The organism is Shinella sp. S4-D37, assembly GCF_040812195.1.
Classification (GTDB): domain Bacteria; phylum Pseudomonadota; class Alphaproteobacteria; order Rhizobiales; family Rhizobiaceae; genus Shinella.
This window is the reverse complement of record NZ_JBFNXL010000006.1, coordinates 1-18,552: the sequence shown is the minus strand read 5'-3', so window position 1 is coordinate 18,552 and position 18,552 is coordinate 1. Positions and strand designations below refer to the sequence as shown.

Below are 18,552 nucleotides of genomic sequence, written 5' to 3'. Positions count from 1 at the left end.
TGATCACTTCATTCCAGTCATGCTATCAGTTGCTTGTATACCGTACCGCTTTCGACGATCGTCTCGTAGGTTCCGTCTTCCACCAAACTTCCGCCATCAAAAGCAAGCACCCTTTTAAAGTGTTTTGCAAGCGGGGTGTTTGACAAAACCCAGACAACCGCAGGATTATCACCGCTCTTGGCGAGGAACGCAAGGGCCGCCTCCACGATGTGCTCCTGCAGGTGGTGGTCGACGCCCGAGAACGCGCGGTTGAATATGTAGTAGTCCGAGCGGCGGATGAGCGCGCGGGCGAGGCCCAGCTTCAGGCGCTGCAGGCTGTTCAACCGCCGGCCGCCGGTGCCGATGTTCGATTCCAGCCCCAGCGCCATCAACGCGCGGTAGAGCGCCGGCCGCTCGGCCAGAAGCTCCCCGCCGATCTCCCTGAGCTTGGAAATCGCATCGCTGAAGCGATGGTTGAGCTTGCCGAACACGATATTGTCCACCAGCGTTCCCGACGTCAGATAGGTATTCGGGTTGTAACGTTCAATGTGGGCCTGCAGTTCCGTCGGCAGGTTCGCGTGGAACTGGTGGCGCACCTCGACGATCTTGCGCATCAGCTTCTCGTCCAGCACGCCGAAGCGGTGCCGCGGCTCGACATAGAAGAAGCTGAGCTTGATGAGCGAGATGCGGTCCTCCTCGCTGGGTGCGGCATTGTGCCGCAGCTTCTGCAGAAGGTGCTGGTAGGTCGGGATCTCGTCCGCCCGCATGAAGGTCAGCTGCTCGAAGAACGGGTGGTCGGGCGGCAGGTCCTTGAACAGTTCCACCGTGCTTTCGGCGATGCCCTTGCCCATTTCGAACAGCGCCTCGCCAAGGCCGCTCTCGCGCATGATGTTGCGGAAATAGGGCGTCCTGACGATGGCCTTGGTCGAGGCCTTCGGGTCCGTCATCATGCCGAAGAACAGGTTCTCGGCCACCGTCGCCTCGGTGTTGTACTCGTTGTCGCGGAACGGCACGATGAGGCTGTTGAGGTCGCGGCGGTCCAGCTCCTCGCGCAGGTCGTGGCGCATCTCGACGATCTGGGCGGCGAAATCGGCATTGTTGTTGGCCGCGATGGAGGAATGCAGCGCGAGCTGCAGCACGTCGTCGGACAGTTCCACCACGTCCAGCACGGCCATCATCGCGCCGAACAGCCCGTCCGTGCCGTTGGCGTTGAGCGTGGCGAGGTCGATCCAGTTGCCGTTGAGGTCGAAATCCGGATTGCCGGAGCGGCGCGCCTCCAGCACGTCCCATTTGCGCTGGTCGGCGGCCGTGCCTTTGTAGGTGGCCGGCTCGATCGGCGCGTGCTTGAGGCCGTAGAGCAGGTTGTCCTGCAAGCTGCCGTGGAAGAAATAGGCCTCGGGCGAGGCATAGGAGATGCGCCGGCCGGTCAGGGCCTCCGGCAGGGCGAAGAGGTCGTCGTCGCCGGCCGTCACCTTGCCGCCGGCCGGCCAGGTGACGCGGCCCAGCGCCTCGGCGAGGCGATCGCCGCCGCTCGCCGCCGTGCCGATGATCGCGATGGTCTCGCCGGGCGCGATCTTGACGGAAACGTGCTCGAGGGCCCGCCCGCCGATATCGTCGTCGATGAGCAGATTGGTGGTGCTGAGCGGATGGTTCATCGCCGCCTGGGTCTGCGCGTCGATCGCCTGGATCGCCGGGTCGATCATCTCGTCGGCCTCGAACTGCTCGACGACCTGCTCGTATTTCACCTGCACGTCCTGGCGCACCAGCTCCCAGTCGATCAGCTCCTTCAGCGGCCCCGGCAGTTCCTTGTAGGCGTTGATGACGGCGACGAGCTGGCCGACGTCGAGCTTGCCGACGATCGTCAGGTAGCCGCCGATGCAGTAGAACAGGAAGGGCGTCAGCTGGGCGAGGAAGTTGTTGAGGAACTTGACCAGGAACTTCCACTGGTAGATGTCGTAGCGGATCTTGAAGATGCGGCCGAGCCGGTCGGCGATGTCGGCGCGCTCGTAGTTGGAGGTGTCGTAGGCGTGGATCGTGTCGATGCCGTCGACGATCTCCGCCACGCGGCCGGCGAGCTGGCGGGCGGTGAGCTGGCGCTCGCGGCCGAGCTCGATCAGCCGGCGGCGCATGCGCGGGATCACGCCGACCTGGATCATCGCCATGGCGAAGGCGATGAAGCCGAGCCAGAAATGCTGGATGAAGATGAAGATCAGCGCCGTCAGCGCCTGGCCGCCGAGCAGCGCCGGCTGCACGAAGGCATCGGCCGTGAAGCCGCCGAGCGGTTCCACCTCGTCCTTCACCATGGAGGAGACTTCGCCGGCCTTGATGTGCTTGAAGTAGCGCGGCGGGAAGCGGAGGATGCGGTCGACCAGCTCGTAGCGGATGCGCCGAAGCAGCCGCTCGCCCAGGCGCCCCTTGTAGGTATTGATGAAATACTTGAACAGCCCGTTGATGATGACGAGCAGGAGGAACGTCAGGCTGAGGGCGAGCAGCGAGGGCATGCGTTCCAGCGGCAGGCCGGCGAACAGTTCGACATGGCCGAAGAACGGCAGGTCGAAGGCGATCGGCATGAAGAGCTGGGTGTTGCCGGGCTGCTCGAATCCGGTTCCCTGGATCGGGCCGTTGACGATCTGCTTGGGCAGGTCGAAGGCGAGATAATAGGGAATCATCGACAGGGCGACGACCAGCAGGATCGAGAGCTGCTGCGGCCGGGTGTGGACCCAAATGTACCGGGCGAGGCTTTTTTCCATAAAGAGCTTCTGTGCGTGAAGGGCCGCTGTCTCGTGTGAAGATTATAAGACAGCCGCAATACCGCAAGAGCTAGGTAGTCGCTCGCTGTTTTAGTAGGTCCCTCAGGATTTTTGCGGTGCGATTGGCACCATCCAGTTGCAAAACAGGCACATTTTTCTCCGTTCGGGCGGAAAGCGCACGGGAAATCGCGTCCGTCATCGTCTTTCTGGAAAGCGCATCCTCCCGCAGCACGACCGCCCGGCCGAGCCGCTCCAGCCGTTCGGCGCGCGCGGTCTGCTCGCTCTCGCCGCCCGATGCGAAGGGCACCAGCACCGCGCCGCAGCCGGCCTGCAGCACGTCGCAGACCGTGTTGTAGCCGGCCTGCGAGACCGAGAGCCGCGCGGCCGCGAGGAGATTGCGGAAATCGGTGCGGAAGCGCACGAGCGCGACAGCATCCGGGCATGCGCCGGAAAGCCGCTCGAAATCGGCCTGCGGCATGTTCGGGCCGGCGATGACCAGCCAGCGACAGGCGCCGCCGCGTTCCTGCGCCGCCTGGAGCGCGGCCTCCACGAGGCCGGCGCCCACCGCCCCGCCGCCGGCCGACACGACGATGTCGTAGCGCTCCGCGGCGGGTTCTGCCGCCGGGCCGCCGACGAGGCCGGTATAGACCACGCGTTCGGCAATGGCGTCCGCCAGCGGGAAGGTGTCCTCCAGCCGCACGAAGGCCGGATCGCCGTGCACCAGCACCCGGTCGAAATGACGGCGCACGAGATCGATCGTCTCCTCGTCGCGGCCCGGCCTGGCGCGCTCCTGCAGGATGTCGCGCAGCGAGGTCAGGAGGAGCGGGCGCGGCGTGCTCGCCTCGATGGCTTCGATCAGCGGCAGCAGCTCGAAGCGCACCTGGCGGCGGCCGAAGGGGAAGGCCTCGACGATGACGATATCGGGCCGCACGACACGGTAGGCTTCGAGCAGCTTGTCGCGCCGCGCCGCCTTGAAGGCCTCGTCGATCACGGTGCCGTGCGCGTCGACCAGCGCGGAGAAGCCGCCGTCGCCGACCGCGATGGCCGGCAGGGCGACATGGTCGATGCCGGGGCCGGGAAAGCCGTCGACCGGCATGCCGCCGGTAACCAGCGTGACGGCAAAGCCGTCGTCGACGAGCGCGCGCACGATGCGGCTGGCGCGGGCGAGATGGCCGATGCCGAGCAGGTGCTGGACATAGAAGAGGACGCGCGGGCCGCTCATCGGCGGGCTCCGGCTTCGAACAGCGCCTTCAGCTGCGCGATGCTGGTGTGGTGGTCGAAGCTGCCGCGCACCTTGGCCTCGGCGGCGGCGCCGAGGCGGTGGCGAAGGGCGGGGTCGCGGATCGCCCGTTCGAGGGCGCCGGAAAACGCCTCCACGTCCTCGGAGGGAACCAGCAGGCCGTTCTCCCCGGTCTCGAAAAGCTCGGGAATGCCGGAAATGTCGGTCGCCACGCAGGCGAGCCGCTGGCTTGCCGCCTCCACCAGCACGTTCGGCAGCCCGTCGCGGTCGCCGTCCGGCGTGATGCGGCAGGCGAGCGCGAAAATGTCGGCGCGGCGATAGGCGGCGAGCACGTCCTTCTGGTCGACCGCGCCGAGCCAGGTGATTTTTTGCGCGATGCCGAGCTTGTCGGCGAGTTTTTGCAGCTTTCCCCGTTCCCCGCCGTCGCCGGCATGGACGAAGCGCCAGTGAAGATCGGCCGGAAGCCGGGCGAGGGCCTTCAGCAGCACGTCGTAGCCCTTCTTCGGCACCGCACGCCCGACGCTGATGACGGTGACGGGATTTTTCGGGTCGGATCCGTCGCGGGCGCAGTCGCAGGCGGGTGGGAGGGGCGCCCCGGCCTCAACCGGCGGAAACCGGTCGAGGTCGAGGCCGTGATAGCTCAGATGCACCCGGTCGCGGTTCGGGCCGGCGAGGGTCTGCAGATGGGCGTGGCCGGATTTCGTGCAGGTCACGGCCCAGTCGGCGGTCGAAAGCTTGTCGGCGAGTTCCCAGTCCTGCGACGTCCAGATGTCCTTGGCATGGGCCGAGACCGAGAAGGGCAAGGCGAGCATGCGGGCCGCATAGTTGGCGACGGAGGCGGGCGTGTGGATGAAATGGGCGTGCAGCCAGCCGCCGGCCTCGGGAAATTCGCCGGCAAGCACCGCCGCCTGGCCGAAGCGGCGGAAGCGGTTGCGGCTGAGATCGCGCGGCAGGTCCTTCAGGAACTGGCGGAAGGCCGCGCCGAAGCCCGGCGCGCGAAAACTCCTCGCCAGGCCGCGCAGCACGCGCAGCGGCTCCTCGTGCAGGTATTCCGGCAGGTAGACGACCGGCGCGCGGATCTCGTCGTGCACGGGATGGCGCTTGGCATCGGTCGGGCGGCGCAGCGAGACGAGCACGAGGCTAAGCCCCGCGCGCTCCAGCCCGAGCAGTTCCTGGGCGATGAAGGTCTCCGAAAGGCGCGGATAGCCCTTCAGCAGCACGACGATCTTGTGGGGTAGCGGCACGGCGGGCGTGGTCTCCTTCAGGCGACGGTGGGCGGCAGGAGCTCGCGCGCCGAAAGCTCGTTGCCGATGATGTCGGCGATGTTGCGCAGGCCTTCCAGCCGCAGCTCGGGATTGCCGCTGGAGGGCGGGCGGCGCGCCGGCAGGGCCTTCAGCACGGTGGCAAGGCGCGCGGGATCGGCCGATTCCGTCGGCAGCAGCATGTCGATGAGGCCGAGTTCGGCCGCGCGGGTGGCGCGGATGAGCTGTTCCTCGCGCGGCTGCACGCGCGGCACGATGAGCGCCGGCTTGTCGAAGGAGAGGATCTCGCAATAGGTGTTGTAGCCGCCCATCGCCACCACGGCCTTCGCGCCGGCGACGAGGTCCTCCATGCGCGAATCGAACTCGATCACCTCGACATAGGGGATTTTCGCGGCCTCCTGCGTCAGCTTGGTGCGCTCGCCCTGCGGCATGTAGGGGCCGAGCACGATGAGCGCGCGGTGGGTGAGGCCGGCATCGTGCCGGTAGGCGCGCAGCACGTCCTCGACCAGTTCCGCCCCGTCGCCGCCGCCGCCGGTCGTCACCAGGATGTAGTCGCCCGAGGGCTGGTACTGGGCGCGGTCCATCTGCAGCGCGTTGCGCTGCAGGAAGCCGACGAAGTTCAGCTTGTCGCGCACGCCCTTCGGCACGTCGAGGCCGACCAGCGGATCGTAGAAGTCCGGCGGCCCGTAGACCCAGATATCGTCGTAGAACCGCGCGATCTTGTGCATGACGTCCTTGCGCTTCCACTCGGCGTCGAGCAGGTGCGGCGCGTCCATGACCTCGCGCAGGCCGAGGATCAGCCTTGTGCCGCGGCCCTTCAGGTAGGCGAGCGTCTCCTCCACCTCGCCGGAAAGGCCCATCGGCTCCTTGTCGATGATGAAGATGTCGGGATTGAACGTCTCGGCCGTGTGGCGGATGATCGACCGGCGCATGGTCAGCGTGTCTTCCAGGTCGATATGGCGCTCCAGCGAGGTGTATTCGCCGTTGCGCAGCTTGATGACACTGGGGATCTTCACGAAATCGACGCGGGCGCGATAGTCGAAGGCGCCGGCGATCGTCGCGCCGGAGATGATGAGGACGTTGAGGCCGCGATATTCCTCCACCAGCGCATGGGCGATCGTGCGGCAGCGGCGCAAGTGCCCGAGGCCGAACGTGTCGTGGCTGTACATGAGGATGCGGGCGTGCTCGAAACTGCGGCTCACGGGCAAGACCTCCCGGTATCCGCCGGGCCCGCCGTCGCGGAGGGGCGATTCTTCTGCATTCGTAATCCCGATTTCACTTGTAGGGGTCAGCCGCATCGCGCAGTCCATCGCCAAGGAAGTTGAAAGCCAGAATGACCAGAACGACGGGTAACACCGGAAAGAGCAGCCACGGATAGAGAGCGATAATGTTGATGCTGCGGGCTTCCGTCAGCAGGATGCCCCAACTGGTGATGGGCGGGCGCAGGCCCAGCCCGAGGAAACTCAATGCCGTCTCCCCGAGGATCATGCCCGGGATGGTCAGCGTCGCGCTGGCGATCAGGTGGGACATGAAGCCGGGTATGAGATGGCGGCGGATGATGCGGGCGCTGCCCGCGCCCATGACCTGTGCCGCCAATACATAATCTTCCTCGCGCAAGGCAAGCAGTTTTGAGCGCACGGCGCGCGCCAGTCCCGTCCAGTCGAGCATGCCGAGGATGATCGTGATGCCGACATAGACGAGGATCGGGCTCCAGGTGACGGGGATGATCGCGGCGAGCGCCATCCACAGGGGAATGCTCGGGATCGACTGCAAGACCTCGATGACGCGCTGCACGATGAGGTCGAAGACGCCGCCGTGATAGCCGGCAAGCCCGCCGATGACGATGCCGAGCACGAAGCTCATGGCGACGCCGAGCGCGCCGATGGTGAGCGAGATGCGCGCGCCGTAGAGGATGCGCGAGAGCATGTCGCGGCCCAGCCGGTCCGTGCCGAGGAAGAAGAACTGGCCGTCCTTCGCCGGGCAGACGAGATGGACGTCGGCGGTGAACAGGCCCCAGAATTTATAGGGGTCGCCGCTGCAGAAGAAACGCAGCTTCTGCACGTCGGTCCTGTCGTCCGAATAGACCCGCCTCAGCGTGTCCATGTCGAGCGTCATCTTCTGGCCGTAGACGAAGGGGCCGACGAATTGGCCCTCATGCAGGAAGCGCAGGGTCTGGGGCGGCGAATAGATGAAGTCGATGTTGCGGCTGTGCAGGTTGTAGGGCGCCAGGAACTCGCTGACCGCGATCATCAGGTAGACGGCGAGAAGGAAGATGCCGGAGACGAGCGCCATCCGGTGGCGGCGGAACTGCCACCACATCAACTGGAACTGCGAGGCCTGCGCGACCGTCTTCAGCTCCTCCGTCTTGTGCTCGGCGGCATAGGGATCGAACGGCTTGTCGGAGACGAAATGGCCGAGCGGGGCGCCGGATTCGGGAAGGGGCGTCTTCACTTGCGGGCGCCTCCGCCGAGCCGGATGCGCGGATCGAGGATGGCGAGCGCGATGTCGGAGACCAGCACGCCGATGACGGTGAGGAAGGCGAGGAACATCAGGAAGGAGCCGGCCAGATACATGTCCTGCGTCTGCAGGGCCCTGATCAGCATGGGACCGGTCGTCTCCAGCGACAGCACGATGGCGGTCACCTCCGCGCCGGAGATGATCGAGGGCAGGATGGAGCCGATGTCGGAGATGAAGAAGTTGAGGGACATGCGCAGCGGATACTTGGTGAGGACGCGCATCGGATGCAGGCCCTTGGAGCGTGCGGTCACGACATATTGCTTGTTGAGCTCGTCGAGCAGGTTGGCGCGCAGGCGCCGCACCATCGCCGCCGTGCCCGCCGTACCGATGATGATGACCGGGATCCAGACATGGGAGAGGATGGAGCGGAATTTCTCCCAGCTCATCGGCGCGCCGAGGAACTGGCGGTCCATCAGGCCGCCGATCGAGACGCCGAACCAGATGTTGGCGAAGTACATGACGACCAGCGCCAGCATGAAGTTGGGCACGGCGATGCCGATGAGGCCGGCGAGCGTCAGGCCGTAGTCGCCCCAGCTGTACTGGTGGGTGGCGGAATAGATACCGATCGGGAAGGCGATGAGCCAGGTGAAGACGATCGTCGCGAAGGAGACCAGCACCGTCAGCCAGAGCCGGTCGCCCACCACTTCGGAGACGGGCAGGCGGTATTCGAAGGAATAGCCGAAATCGCCGGTCAGCATGCCGCCGACCCAGTAGACATAGCGCAGCACCGGCGGCTTGTCGAAGCCGTAGCGCTCGCGCAGTTCCTCGATCTCGGCCATGTCGGTCGCCTCGCCCATGGCGCGCAGCTCCGAGATGTAGCTCTCGAAATAGTCGCCCGGCGGCAGTTCGATGATGGTGAAGACCAGCACCGAGATCAGCGCGAGCGTCGGGACCATGACGGCGATGCGCCAGAGGATGTAGCGGATCATCGGGCGGGCTCCTCGGCGCGGGGCAGGATGCAACGACGGGGTTTCGTTCCCGGCCGCCCCTCATCCGCCTGCCGGCTCCTTCTCCCCGCAAGCGGGGAGAAGGAGGATGTGGTGCTGTTGTGCCGGGCGCCCGCATGGGCCGCGACCGTGCCGCAAATCCCTTCTCCCCGTTCACGGGGAGAAGGTGCCGGCAGGCGGATGAGGGGCATCCGGCCGGCCGATGACCGTGCATGGAAGATCATCGGCCCCATCACGCCTCCTCCCCCTCGTACCAGAACGTGTCCGGCATGTAGACGCCGAGGAAGCTGGTGGGCTTGAAGCCGCACAGGGCCTTTTCCGGCATGTTGCGCAGCCGGCGCGCACGCACGATGGGCTGCGAGATGCCGTTGACGGTGCCGATGGTGAAGACCTGGTCGGCGTGGTGGGCCAGCATCTCGTGCCAGATCGCCGTTTGCTCGGCCTCCGTCGTCGTCCGTTCCCAGGCGGCGAGCCTGTCGACGAGATATTGCACCTCGGGCATGTCGGGCGGCTCGCCCTTGGTCTTCACGGTCGCGTAGTACATGCCCCAGACCGGCCACTGGTACTGGTCGTCGGCGGTCGGGGCGAGTTCGGCGGGCGACATTTCCGGCGTCGGCACGCCGTTGTCGAGCCCGTACCAGACGGACATGACCACCTCGCCGCCGATGGCGCGGCTGCGGAAGATGTCGCGCTGCGAGACCCGCACGAAGAGCCCGAGGCCGACCGCGCGGAAATAGTCGGTGACGAGTTCCAGCACGTCCGTCTCCAGCGTGCTCTCCCCGGCGCTCTCGACGACGACCTGGGCGGGGCGCCCGTCCGGCAGGAGGCGCGTTCCCTCTTCGTCGCGTCTGTCGAGGCCGGCCGCGTCGAGCAGGCGGTTGGCCTCCTCAGGATCGTGGGCGGCATAGGCCCGGGCGTATTCCAGCCGGAAGAGGGGGCTTTCCGGCAGCACCGTGTTGGCGCTCTCCTGGCCGAGGCCGTAGAAGACGGCCTTGTTGATCTCCATGCGGTCGATGGCGAGCGACATGGCCCGGCGCACGCGCACGTCGCGCAGCACCTTGCGCCAGCCCTCGTCGCCGCAGTTGAGGTTGGGGATCAGCGCGACGCGCGAGCCGAGCGTGCGCTTCCACAGCATCACCTCGATCGGATAGCGCGCCTCCGCGCTCTTCAGCAGCGTATAGTCGGTGAAGTCGAGATTGGCGACCTGCAGGTCGCTTTCCCCTGTCGCCGTCTTGGCGGAGATGAGGTCCGGCGAGGAGACGTTCAGCACCAGCCGGTCGATATAGGGCAGCTGCGTCCCGTTCTCGTCGACGCGGTGGAAGAACGGGTTGCGCTCGAAGATGAACTGCTCGGCCGGCGGGGCGGTGCGCGGCCGCCAGGCCTCCAGCGTCGGCAGGTCGGGGTTTTCGGGCCGGGTCTGGCGCGACATCTTGATGTGCAGGCCGCGCCAGTCGTCGACGCGCTGCTTTGCGATGTGCTTTTCCAGCACCGCGGCGTCCTGGTAGGCCTTGTGGAACTGCCGCATGTAGGCGGCGGGCAGCGCCAGCACCAGCGGGGTCGGCGAGGCGAGCTTCGGCAGGAAGTCGGGGATCGGCTTTTCCCAGGTGTAGCGCACCGTGACGGGGTCGATCACCTCGAAGGCCGGCGGTTTGCCCTCGACGAGCAGGTCGGTGGGCGGGCCGCCCTTCAGCAGATCGCGGTTGAGGATGACGTCTTCCCAGCAATAGCGGAAATCCTCCGCCGTGAAGGGATCGCCGTTCGACCATCTGTGCCCTTCGCGCAGGCGGAAGGTGAAGATGCGCTGCTCCTCCACCGTGAAGCTCTCCAGGATATCCGCCTTCAGCTTCAGGTCCCGGTCGTAGCCGACGAGGCGCGAATAGCTGTTGATCGGCACGAGGCGCACGTCGCGCTGGCCGCCGATGAGGATGCGCAGCCGGCCGCCCTGCGTGCCGGGCGCCCCGCCGAGCGCGGCGGTGTCGATGACGCGCGGCACCTTCGGCAGGCGCTCTGCGACCGGCGGCAGCTCGCCCGCCGCGATCTTGTCCTCGAAATAGGCGGTCTCCGCGGCGGCGCGGGCAAGGCCCGGGACGAAGGCGGTGGCCAGGAGGCCGAGGGTTGCGCGGCGGGTGATCACGAGGAGAGTTCCCGCATGTCGGCGTTCCGGCGCGCCAGCACGAAATGGCCGCCGCCGAGATCGGCCGGCGCCAGGCCCTCGCTTCCCTCCTCGTCGCGGAAGACCCGCGCCCAGCTCTCGCGCGAGACGGTGCTGGTCCTTCCGGCCGTCTCGAAGTTCAGCGGGCGTTCGAGGTCGGGGAAGGGCACGGCGTCGAGCAGCGCCCGCGTATAGGGATGCACCGGCGCGGTCATGATGATCTCGCGCGGGGCGATCTCGACGATGCGCCCGGCCCACATCACGGCGACCCGGTCGGCCATGTAGTCGACCACGGCGAGGTTGTGCGAGATGAAGAGATAGGTGAGGCCGAGGTCCTTCTGCAGGTCCTTCAGGAGGTTGAGGATCTGCGCCTGCACGGAGACGTCGAGCGCGGAGACCGGCTCGTCGCAGATGATCAGGCTCGGGCCGAGGGCGAGCGCCCGGGCAATCCCGATGCGCTGGCGTTGCCCGCCGGAAAAGCTGTGCGGGTAGCGCTTCAGCGAGGCCTCGTCGAGGCCGATGGCGCGGATCAGCGCCTTCGAGGCCATCTTCCGCTTGGCCGTGTCGCCATAGGCGTGGATGTCGAGCGGTTCTCGCAGGATGTCGCCGACGGTCATGCGCGGCGAGAGGGAGGATTGCGGGTCCTGGAACACCATCTGCATGCGCGTGCGCAGCGATTGCAGCTCGGCGCCGCCGGCGTTCAGCACGTCGACCGGCCCCTTGCCGTCGTCGAACAGCACCGAGCCCGCATCCGGCTTTATGGCGCGCATTAGGATCTTGCTGACGGTGGTCTTGCCGCAGCCGCTCTCGCCGACGAGGCCGAGGCATTCGCCGCGCCGGATGTCGAAGCTGACGCCGTCGACGGCGGGCCGCGGCTTTTCCTTGGCCCGGCCCGGCAGGCCCCAGTTGTCCTTGCGCGTCGCGAAGGTCTTGCCGAGGTCGCGGACCGACAGGATGACGTCCGGCCCGGTGCGCGCCTGGTATTTCTTCGAGAGCAGGCTGTCCTGGTCGACCGCGATCTCGCGCAGCGGCTTCAGCCGGTCGCCGCGCTGCATGCCGAAATGCGGGATCGCCGCCATCAGGCCCTTGAGATAGGGATGGGACGGCCGCCTGAAGATCGTCTCGACGGGCCCGGCCTCCATGATCTCGCCCTGGTAGATCACCACCACTTCGTCGGCGATGTTGGCGACGACGCCGAGATCGTGCGTGACGAGCAGCACGGCCATGTCCATCTGCTGCTGCAGGTCGCGCAGGAGCTTGAGGATCTGCGCCTGGATGGTCACGTCGAGCGCCGTGGTCGGCTCGTCGGCGATCAGCAGCGCCGGGCCGCAGACGAGCGCCATGGCGATCATCGCGCGCTGGCGCATGCCGCCCGAAAGCTCGAAGGAATACATGTCGTAGACCTTGCGCGGATCGGCAAAGCCGACGCGCGACAGCATGTCCTCGCAGCGCTCGCGCATCTGCGCGCCGGCAAGGCCGCTGTGGATGGCGAGGGATTCGCCGATCTGGTCGCCGATCGTGTGCAGCGGCGAGAACGAGGTCATCGGCTCCTGGAAGATCATGCCCATGCGCCCGCCGCGGATGGAGCGGATCTTCCGGCCGTCGCGCGGCAATGGCAGGATGTCGAGGGGGCCTTCGTCGGAGAGCGGGTCGTCGAAGAGGATCCGGCCGGAAACATGCGCGGTCGGCGGCTGCAGGCCCATGGCGGTCTGGCTGATGACGGACTTGCCGGAGCCGGATTCGCCCACCAGGGCGGTCACCTTGCCGGGCAACACCCTGAGGCTTGCGCCCCTGACGGCGGTGATCCTCGCGCCCATCAGGGAGAAGGAAACGTGCAGGTCTTCAATCCGCAGCAGGTCCCTCGGCCGGCGCATCGCATTCGAATTCATCTGTGCTTTCTCGCCTGACGGATGTTAATCCACGCGGCCTTTTCTTGACATTCCCCGCCGAGACACTAGCGCGTGCATTTTTCTCTGTCCACGCCTTACTCCGGATGGGGTCGGGGGTTGTCGTCGCTCCGGCCGGGGCCGATATGAAGGCTTTGCAAACTCCTCTAGGACAGGTTGATGTCAGCCAGGCAACGATTGAACGAACAACTGGAAGAAGCCGCCCGATATCGCGAGGCGGGCGATTTCGCCGCCGCCTGGCAGGTGCTGGAGGAGGCCTGCCTCGATCCAGAGCGCGCCGCCCTCGGGCCGGAAACCGCGCTCGGCCTGCCGCGCCGCCTGCATTCGGCCTTCCTCAAGCTGGCGAAAGCCGAGGGCGATCCCCTGGAGCGCATCGGCTACCAGTATCATCTCGTGCCCGATCCGGCCCTGCTCGCCGCCCATGGGCGCTTCTCCTCGGCCGAGCGCCGGGCGATCGCCGAGGCGAACCGCACCGCGATCCCGCCCGTCATCCACCAGGTCTGGATCGGCACGGGGGCGGTGCCGCCGGCGACGAAAGCCTGGGAGCAGCACGCAAGGGCCCATGGCTACGGCTATTTCCTCTGGCGGGAGAAGGACCTGGAAGAGGCCGGCATCCACGAGAACGCGGCCTTCCGCGCCATGCTGGAGCGGGGGGACTATCCCGGCGCGGTGGATATCGCCCGCTACCTGCTCGTCGAGCAGGAGGGCGGCGTCTATCTCGATTGCGACTGGTATCCCGCCCGCGGCGATATCGGCTTCCACGACCTGCTGCCGATGACGGGGCTGACGGCCATGGCGGAGGACATTCCGCGCAAGACCGGCCGCGGCAGCCTGCTGCTCGCCAATTCCTTCCTGGCCGCGCCCGCCCGCCACCCGGTGCTCGCCCGCCTCAACGCCGTATTGCCCGGGGTCGTCGCGGATATGCCCGGCGCGCCCGCCTGGTGGTCCACCGGCCCCTTGATCTTCACGGTCGTGGCGCGCGGCGGGGCAATCGCGCTCGCCGACGCCGCCCTGGTCGCCGGCACCCTGCCGCGCGGCGCGTCGCTTGCCGACGCCGAGGCGGCCTGCCGGGCGGCCGAGCGTGATGACGGCGGGCTGCTTCTGGCGTGGAAGTCGTGGTGAGGCAGGCCAGGGGGGTGGCAAAGGTGGCGGCTTCTTCCCGGATGGCGCCCGCATTCCGCTTGAAGCCGGCGCCGTTCCGTGCTTTGCCCGACACCATATCCTATCTGTGACGAACGGCGGCCGGCACGGCCGTAACAAAGGTCCCATCCGGAGAGAAGCACCATGAAGATCGCGATGATCGGTTCGGGTTATGTCGGCCTGGTATCGGGCGCCTGCTTTGCCGATTTCGGCCACACCGTCGTGTGCATCGACAAGGCGGAGGCGAAGATCGAGGCGCTGAAGCGCGGCGAGATTCCCATCTTCGAGCCGGGCCTGGACGCGCTGGTGGCCGAGAACGTCAAGGCCGGGCGGCTCTCCTTCACCACGGAACTCAAAGGCCCCGTCAGCGAGGCCGACGTCGTCTTCATCGCGGTCGGCACGCCCTCGCGGCGCGGCGACGGCCATGCCGACCTTTCCTATGTCTACGCCGCCGCCCGCGAGATCGCCGGGGCCGTCAGGGGCTTCACCGTCGTCGTGACGAAATCGACCGTGCCGGTCGGCACCGGCGACGAGGTGGAGCGCATCATGCGCGAAGCCCGCCCCGAGGCGGACATCGCGGTCGTCTCCAACCCGGAATTCCTGCGCGAGGGCGCGGCGATCAGCGATTTCAAGCGGCCGGACCGCATCGTCGTCGGCATCGAGGACGAGCGGGCGCGCGAGGCGATGACCGAGGTGTACCGGCCGCTCTACCTCAACCAGTCGCCGCTGCTCTTCACCACGCGCCGCACCTCCGAGCTCATCAAATACGCTGCCAACGCCTTCCTCGCCATGAAGATCACCTTCATCAACGAGATCGCGGATCTCTGCGAAAAAGTCGGCGCCGACGTGCAGCAGATCTCCCGCGGCATCGGCCTCGACGGGCGCATCGGCGCGAAGTTCCTGCATGCCGGCCCCGGCTATGGCGGCTCGTGCTTCCCGAAGGACACGCTGGCGCTGGTCAAGACCGCGCAGGACAACGACAGCCCCATGCGGCTGATCGAGACCACCATCGCCATCAACGACACGCGCAAGCGCGCCATGGCCCGCAAGGTCGTCGCCGCGCTCGGCGGCGAGGTGCGCGGCAAGAAGATCGCCGTGCTCGGCCTCACCTTCAAGCCGGAGACCGACGACATGCGCGACGCCCCGTCGATCTCCATCATCCAGGCCCTGCAGGACGGCGGCGCGCGGATCTTCGCCTACGATCCCGAGGGCATGGCGGCCTCGAAGGCCATGCTGTCCGACGTCGCCTACGGCGCCTCGCCCTACGACATCGCCGAGGGCGCCGAGGCGCTGGTCATCGTCACGGAATGGAACCAGTTCCGCGCGCTCGATTTCCAGCGGCTGAAGGCGTGCATGGCAAAACCCGTCCTGGTGGACCTGCGCAACGTCTACAAGCCGGAGGAGGTGGCCCGCCACGGCTTTGCCTATTCCAGCATCGGCCGCGGCACCTGCGCCATGGTGGCGCCGGTCAGCGAGGCGGCGCAATGACGCATTTCCTCGTCACCGGCACCGCGGGCTTCATCGGCTTCCACCTCGCGCGGCGGCTGCTTGCGGACGGCCACACGGTCACCGGCTTCGACGGCATGACGCCCTATTACGACGTCAGCCTGAAGGAGGCGCGCCTTGCGCTGCTTGCGCCCCACGAGGGCTTCCGCCAGGTCACCGGCCGGCTGGAGGACCGCGCCGCGCTCGATGCCGCGGCCGCGCTCAGGGAGCCCGACGTCATCCTCCACCTCGCCGCCCAGGCTGGCGTGCGCTACAGCCTTGAGAACCCCAAGGCCTATGTGGATTCCAATCTCGTCGGCTCGTGGAACGTGCTGGAACTGGCGAAAGCCGTGCAGCCGCGGCACCTGCTGCTCGCCTCCACCTCGTCGATCTACGGCGCCAACGAAAAGGTCCCCTTCGCCGAGACCGACCGGGCCGACGAGCCGATGACGCTCTATGCCGCCTCGAAGAAATCCATGGAGCTGATGGCGCATTCCTACGCCCATCTCTACCGGGTGCCGACGACGGCCTTCCGCTTCTTCACGGTCTATGGCCCGTGGGGCCGGCCCGACATGGCGCCGATCAAGTTCTCCGACGCCATCCTCTCCGGCCGCCCGATCGACGTCTACGGCGAGGGCAAGATGAGCCGCGACTTCACCTATGTCGACGATATCGTCGAGGCGATCGTGCGGCTCGTCGACGTCGTGCCGCTGGAGGCGAGCCGCGTTGCGGCGCCTGGCATCGCCGACACGCTCTCGGCGGGCGCGCCCTTCCGCACCGTCAATATCGGCGGCGGCCAGCCGGTCGGGCTGATGACCTTCATCGAGACGATCGAAAAGGCGCTTCAGCGCCCCGCCATGCGCAACTACCTGCCCATGCAGCCCGGCGACGTCCCCCGCACCTTCGCCTCCACCGACCTCCTCGCGCACCTCACCGGCTTTGCCCCCCGCGTGCCGCTGGAGGAGGGCATCGCGGCCTTCGTGGCCTGGTATCTGGAGTGGCGCGCGCGGTAGCGCCGGCGCTCGACCACCTTACTTTGCAGAAACAGGACGCTTCAACTTTGCGGATACACGTAAAAGTTGCATAAGGCGATTTATGGAACATCCGGCTCCGTCGCATGGCAGGATTGCAGGTCGTAGAGGCGGAAGGCCGGGCGGGTGCCGGGGGGAAGCGGCCTTGCGGGGGTGAAGGCGATGCGGCGGGTTTCGCCGGCGGCAAGGTCGAAGGCGTTGTCGCTGTAGCGGCCGTCCTCGTCGGTCTCGATCATCACGAAGAGCGCCAGCCCCGTGGCGGCGACGTCGAGGTGGATAGTGCCGTCCGGCCCGTCTTCCTGCGTGAGCGTCAGGCCGGCCGGCTCCAGCGCCAGCGCCTTGTAGGTGCCGTGGATATGATGCCCCTCGCCCGCCATGCCGTTCGAGGCGGTGAAGCGCCAGGCGATGAGGGTGCCGGCCGGCAGGTCCGCCGCAGCAAAGGTCGCGGCGGTGACGGCGGCATCCGGCGTGCAGGCCGCCCGGACCTCAGCGAACGGCCGGCGCGCGCCCTTCAGGTCGATGAGGAAGATCGCAAGGTCGACGGTGACGTCGGCCGGCGTGTCGTTGACCAGCGAGAAGCGGATCGCCTCCCCCTCCGGGATCGCCGCCACCGCGACGGGCTGGAAGAAGCGCTTGACGAGATAGTGCATCGCCTTCCAGCGGCCGCCATAGTCGAGGCTCGACCAGGAGGCGACCGGCCAGGTGTCGTTGAGCTGCCAGTAGAGCGTGCCCATGCAATGCGGCTTCAGCGAGCGCCAGTATTCCACCGCCGTCTTGATGGCGAGGCCCTGCTGGACCTGGCTGAGATAGACGAAATTCGCAAAATCCGTCGGGAAGCGGAACGTGCGGAACATGGTGCCGGCGATGCGCTCGTTGCCGCCGGCATTCTTCTGGTGCAGTTCCATCACCGGCGAGGCGATGTTCATGTCCCCTGCCCCGGCATAGGTCCTGATGACCGGCAGCGAGGTATAGGACTGGAAGCCGAATTCCGAGCAGAAGCGCGGCCGTACGCTGCGATAGTCGGCAAACGGCCTGTTCTCGTGCCAGACGGACCAGTAGTGCATGTCGCCCGAGCCGTCGGCATGCCAGGCATCGCCGAAATCGAGGGGGCCGGAGGCCGGGCTCGACGGCCACCAGAGGGCGTCCGGCGCGGCCTTGCGCAGCGCCTGCTCGATCGTGCGGTTCAGCCGGTCGTAGGAGACGAGGTAGCGGTCGCGGTCGCGCCGCGGCTCGTCGAACCAGGTGAGCGCGCCCACCAGCTCGTTGTCGCCGCACCACAGCGCGATCGAGGGATGGGAGGAGAGGCGGCGCACCTGGTAGTCGACCTCGCGCGCCACATTGTCGAGGAAGTCCTCCGTCGAGGGATAGAGGTTGCAGGCGAACATGAAGTCCTGCCAGACGAGGAGGCCCAGCCGGTCGCAAAGGTCGTAGAACCAGTCCGGTTCGTAGAAGCCGCCGCCCCAGACGCGGATCATGTTCATGTTGGCCGCCCGGGCGGAGCCGAGCAGGTCGGCGGCCCTTTCCGGGCTCGACAGCGAGAACAGCGCGTCGGCGGGGATCCAGTTGGCGCCGCGGCAGAAGATTTCCCGCCCGTTGACCTTCAGCGCGAAGCGGCTGCCGGCAGCGTCCGGCGTGGTGTCGAGCGCGATCCGGCGAAGGCCGATCTGCCGGGTGACGGCATCGCCTGCAAGCTCCACGGCGAGCGTGTAGAGCGCCTGCTCGCCGCTGCCCGCCGGCCACCACAGGCGCGGCTCGGCGATCTCGAAGACATGGGTGACGGCCGTCTCGCCCGCGCCGACGCCGGCATCGAGCCGGACGCGCTCGCCGTCGAGCGCGAAATGAAGGGCGACGATATCCGGGTTCTTCGCGAACACCGTCGCCGTCACCTTGAGATAGACCGAGCCGTCGGCATTGTGCACCTGCCGCGTGACGACATGCTCGATGCGGGCCCGCTCCAGCTTCTTCAGCGCGATCGTGCCGTAGAGCCCGAGCGGCGCGACGGCGATGTTCCAGTCCCAGCCGAAATGGCATTGCGGCTTGCGCAGCATGTTGCCGTTGGGAATGGGCGAATTGCCGGCGTGGTAGGGGATGTAGAAGGGTTGCCGGGCCTGTCGCTCGGCGCCGGCCGCGATGTTCGAATGG

Annotated in this window: 12 protein-coding genes; 3 read left to right on the top strand and 9 right to left on the bottom strand. The window is 67.2% G+C overall.

Annotated features, from left to right (window positions below; translation table 11 throughout):
• Window positions 1–17: 17 nt before the first annotated feature.
• The 8 genes from AB3G45_RS27495 to AB3G45_RS27460 form a co-directional block, all read right to left on the bottom strand.
• Window positions 18–2,729, bottom strand: coding sequence for an ABC transporter transmembrane domain-containing protein (locus AB3G45_RS27495; protein ID WP_367833708.1), 2,712 nt, complete (start codon window positions 2,727–2,729; stop codon window positions 18–20).
• Window positions 2,730–2,799: 70 nt separating this feature from the next.
• The gene (locus AB3G45_RS27490; protein WP_367833707.1) at window positions 2,800–3,951 is read right to left on the bottom strand and encodes a glycosyltransferase family protein; all 1,152 of its coding nucleotides are present in this window, start codon (window positions 3,949–3,951) and stop codon (window positions 2,800–2,802) included.
• Window positions 3,948–5,213 carry a glycosyltransferase family 4 protein gene (locus AB3G45_RS27485; RefSeq protein WP_367833706.1) on the bottom strand — a complete coding sequence of 422 codons (1,266 nt, stop codon included), beginning with the start codon at window positions 5,211–5,213 and terminating at the stop codon, window positions 3,948–3,950. The genes AB3G45_RS27490 and AB3G45_RS27485 overlap by 4 nt, the downstream gene beginning before the upstream one ends.
• A gap of 17 nt (window positions 5,214–5,230) precedes the next feature.
• Window positions 5,231–6,433, bottom strand: a complete 1,203-nt coding sequence (locus tag AB3G45_RS27480; protein ID WP_367833705.1) for a glycosyltransferase family protein — start codon at window positions 6,431–6,433, stop codon at window positions 5,231–5,233.
• A 73-nt stretch (window positions 6,434–6,506) separates the two neighbouring features.
• Window positions 6,507–7,682 (bottom strand): ABC transporter permease, encoded by a 1,176-nt coding sequence (locus tag AB3G45_RS27475; protein WP_367833704.1) that lies wholly within the window; start codon window positions 7,680–7,682, stop codon window positions 6,507–6,509.
• Window positions 7,679–8,677, bottom strand: coding sequence for an ABC transporter permease (locus AB3G45_RS27470; protein WP_367833703.1), 999 nt, complete (start codon window positions 8,675–8,677; stop codon window positions 7,679–7,681). Before AB3G45_RS27470 ends, AB3G45_RS27475 begins: the two co-directional genes overlap by 4 nt.
• A 250-nt stretch (window positions 8,678–8,927) precedes the next feature.
• Window positions 8,928–10,829 (bottom strand): ABC transporter substrate-binding protein, encoded by a 1,902-nt coding sequence (locus AB3G45_RS27465; RefSeq protein WP_367833702.1) that lies wholly within the window; start codon window positions 10,827–10,829, stop codon window positions 8,928–8,930.
• Complete coding sequence (locus tag AB3G45_RS27460; RefSeq protein ID WP_367833701.1) at window positions 10,826–12,736, bottom strand: ABC transporter ATP-binding protein; 1,911 nt, start codon at window positions 12,734–12,736, stop codon at window positions 10,826–10,828. Before AB3G45_RS27460 ends, AB3G45_RS27465 begins: the two co-directional genes overlap by 4 nt.
• Window positions 12,737–12,913: 177 nt before the next feature.
• On the opposite strand from AB3G45_RS27460, the gene AB3G45_RS27455 reads away from it, so the two are divergent.
• The 3 genes from AB3G45_RS27455 to AB3G45_RS27445 all read left to right on the top strand — a co-directional run bounded on the left by AB3G45_RS27455 (window position 12,914) and on the right by AB3G45_RS27445 (window position 16,392).
• Window positions 12,914–13,876 (top strand): mannosyltransferase, encoded by a 963-nt coding sequence (locus AB3G45_RS27455; protein ID WP_367833700.1) that lies wholly within the window; start codon window positions 12,914–12,916, stop codon window positions 13,874–13,876.
• Between the two features lie 162 nt (window positions 13,877–14,038).
• Entirely contained in the window at window positions 14,039–15,382 is a 1,344-nt protein-coding gene (locus AB3G45_RS27450) for a UDP-glucose/GDP-mannose dehydrogenase family protein (protein ID WP_367833699.1), read from the top strand.
• Window positions 15,379–16,392, top strand: coding sequence for an NAD-dependent epimerase/dehydratase family protein (locus tag AB3G45_RS27445; RefSeq protein WP_367833698.1), 1,014 nt, complete (start codon window positions 15,379–15,381; stop codon window positions 16,390–16,392). Before AB3G45_RS27450 ends, AB3G45_RS27445 begins: the two co-directional genes overlap by 4 nt.
• 80 nt (window positions 16,393–16,472) lie before the next feature.
• Here AB3G45_RS27445 and AB3G45_RS27440 read toward each other — a convergent pair.
• Window positions 16,473–18,552, bottom strand: a 2,080-nt coding sequence (locus AB3G45_RS27440; protein ID WP_367833697.1) for a glycoside hydrolase family 2 protein, incomplete at its 5' end; no start/stop codon positions are given.

Bases quoted from the DNA above. Each gene is read 5' to 3' on its own strand.
- AB3G45_RS27495 (WP_367833708.1), bottom strand. From the start codon at position 2,729: ATGGAAAAAAGCCTCGCCCGGTACATTTGGGTCCACACCCGGCCGCAG.
- AB3G45_RS27490 (WP_367833707.1), bottom strand. From the start codon at position 3,951: ATGAGCGGCCCGCGCGTCCTCTTCTATGTCCAGCACCTGCTCGGCATC.
- AB3G45_RS27470 (WP_367833703.1), bottom strand. From the start codon at position 8,677: ATGATCCGCTACATCCTCTGGCGCATCGCCGTCATGGTCCCGACGCTC.
- AB3G45_RS27460 (WP_367833701.1), bottom strand. From the start codon at position 12,736: ATGAATTCGAATGCGATGCGCCGGCCGAGGGACCTGCTGCGGATTGAA.
- AB3G45_RS27455 (WP_367833700.1), top strand. From the start codon at position 12,914: ATGTCAGCCAGGCAACGATTGAACGAACAACTGGAAGAAGCCGCCCGA.
- AB3G45_RS27450 (WP_367833699.1), top strand. From the start codon at position 14,039: ATGAAGATCGCGATGATCGGTTCGGGTTATGTCGGCCTGGTATCGGGC.
- AB3G45_RS27445 (WP_367833698.1), top strand. From the start codon at position 15,379: ATGACGCATTTCCTCGTCACCGGCACCGCGGGCTTCATCGGCTTCCAC.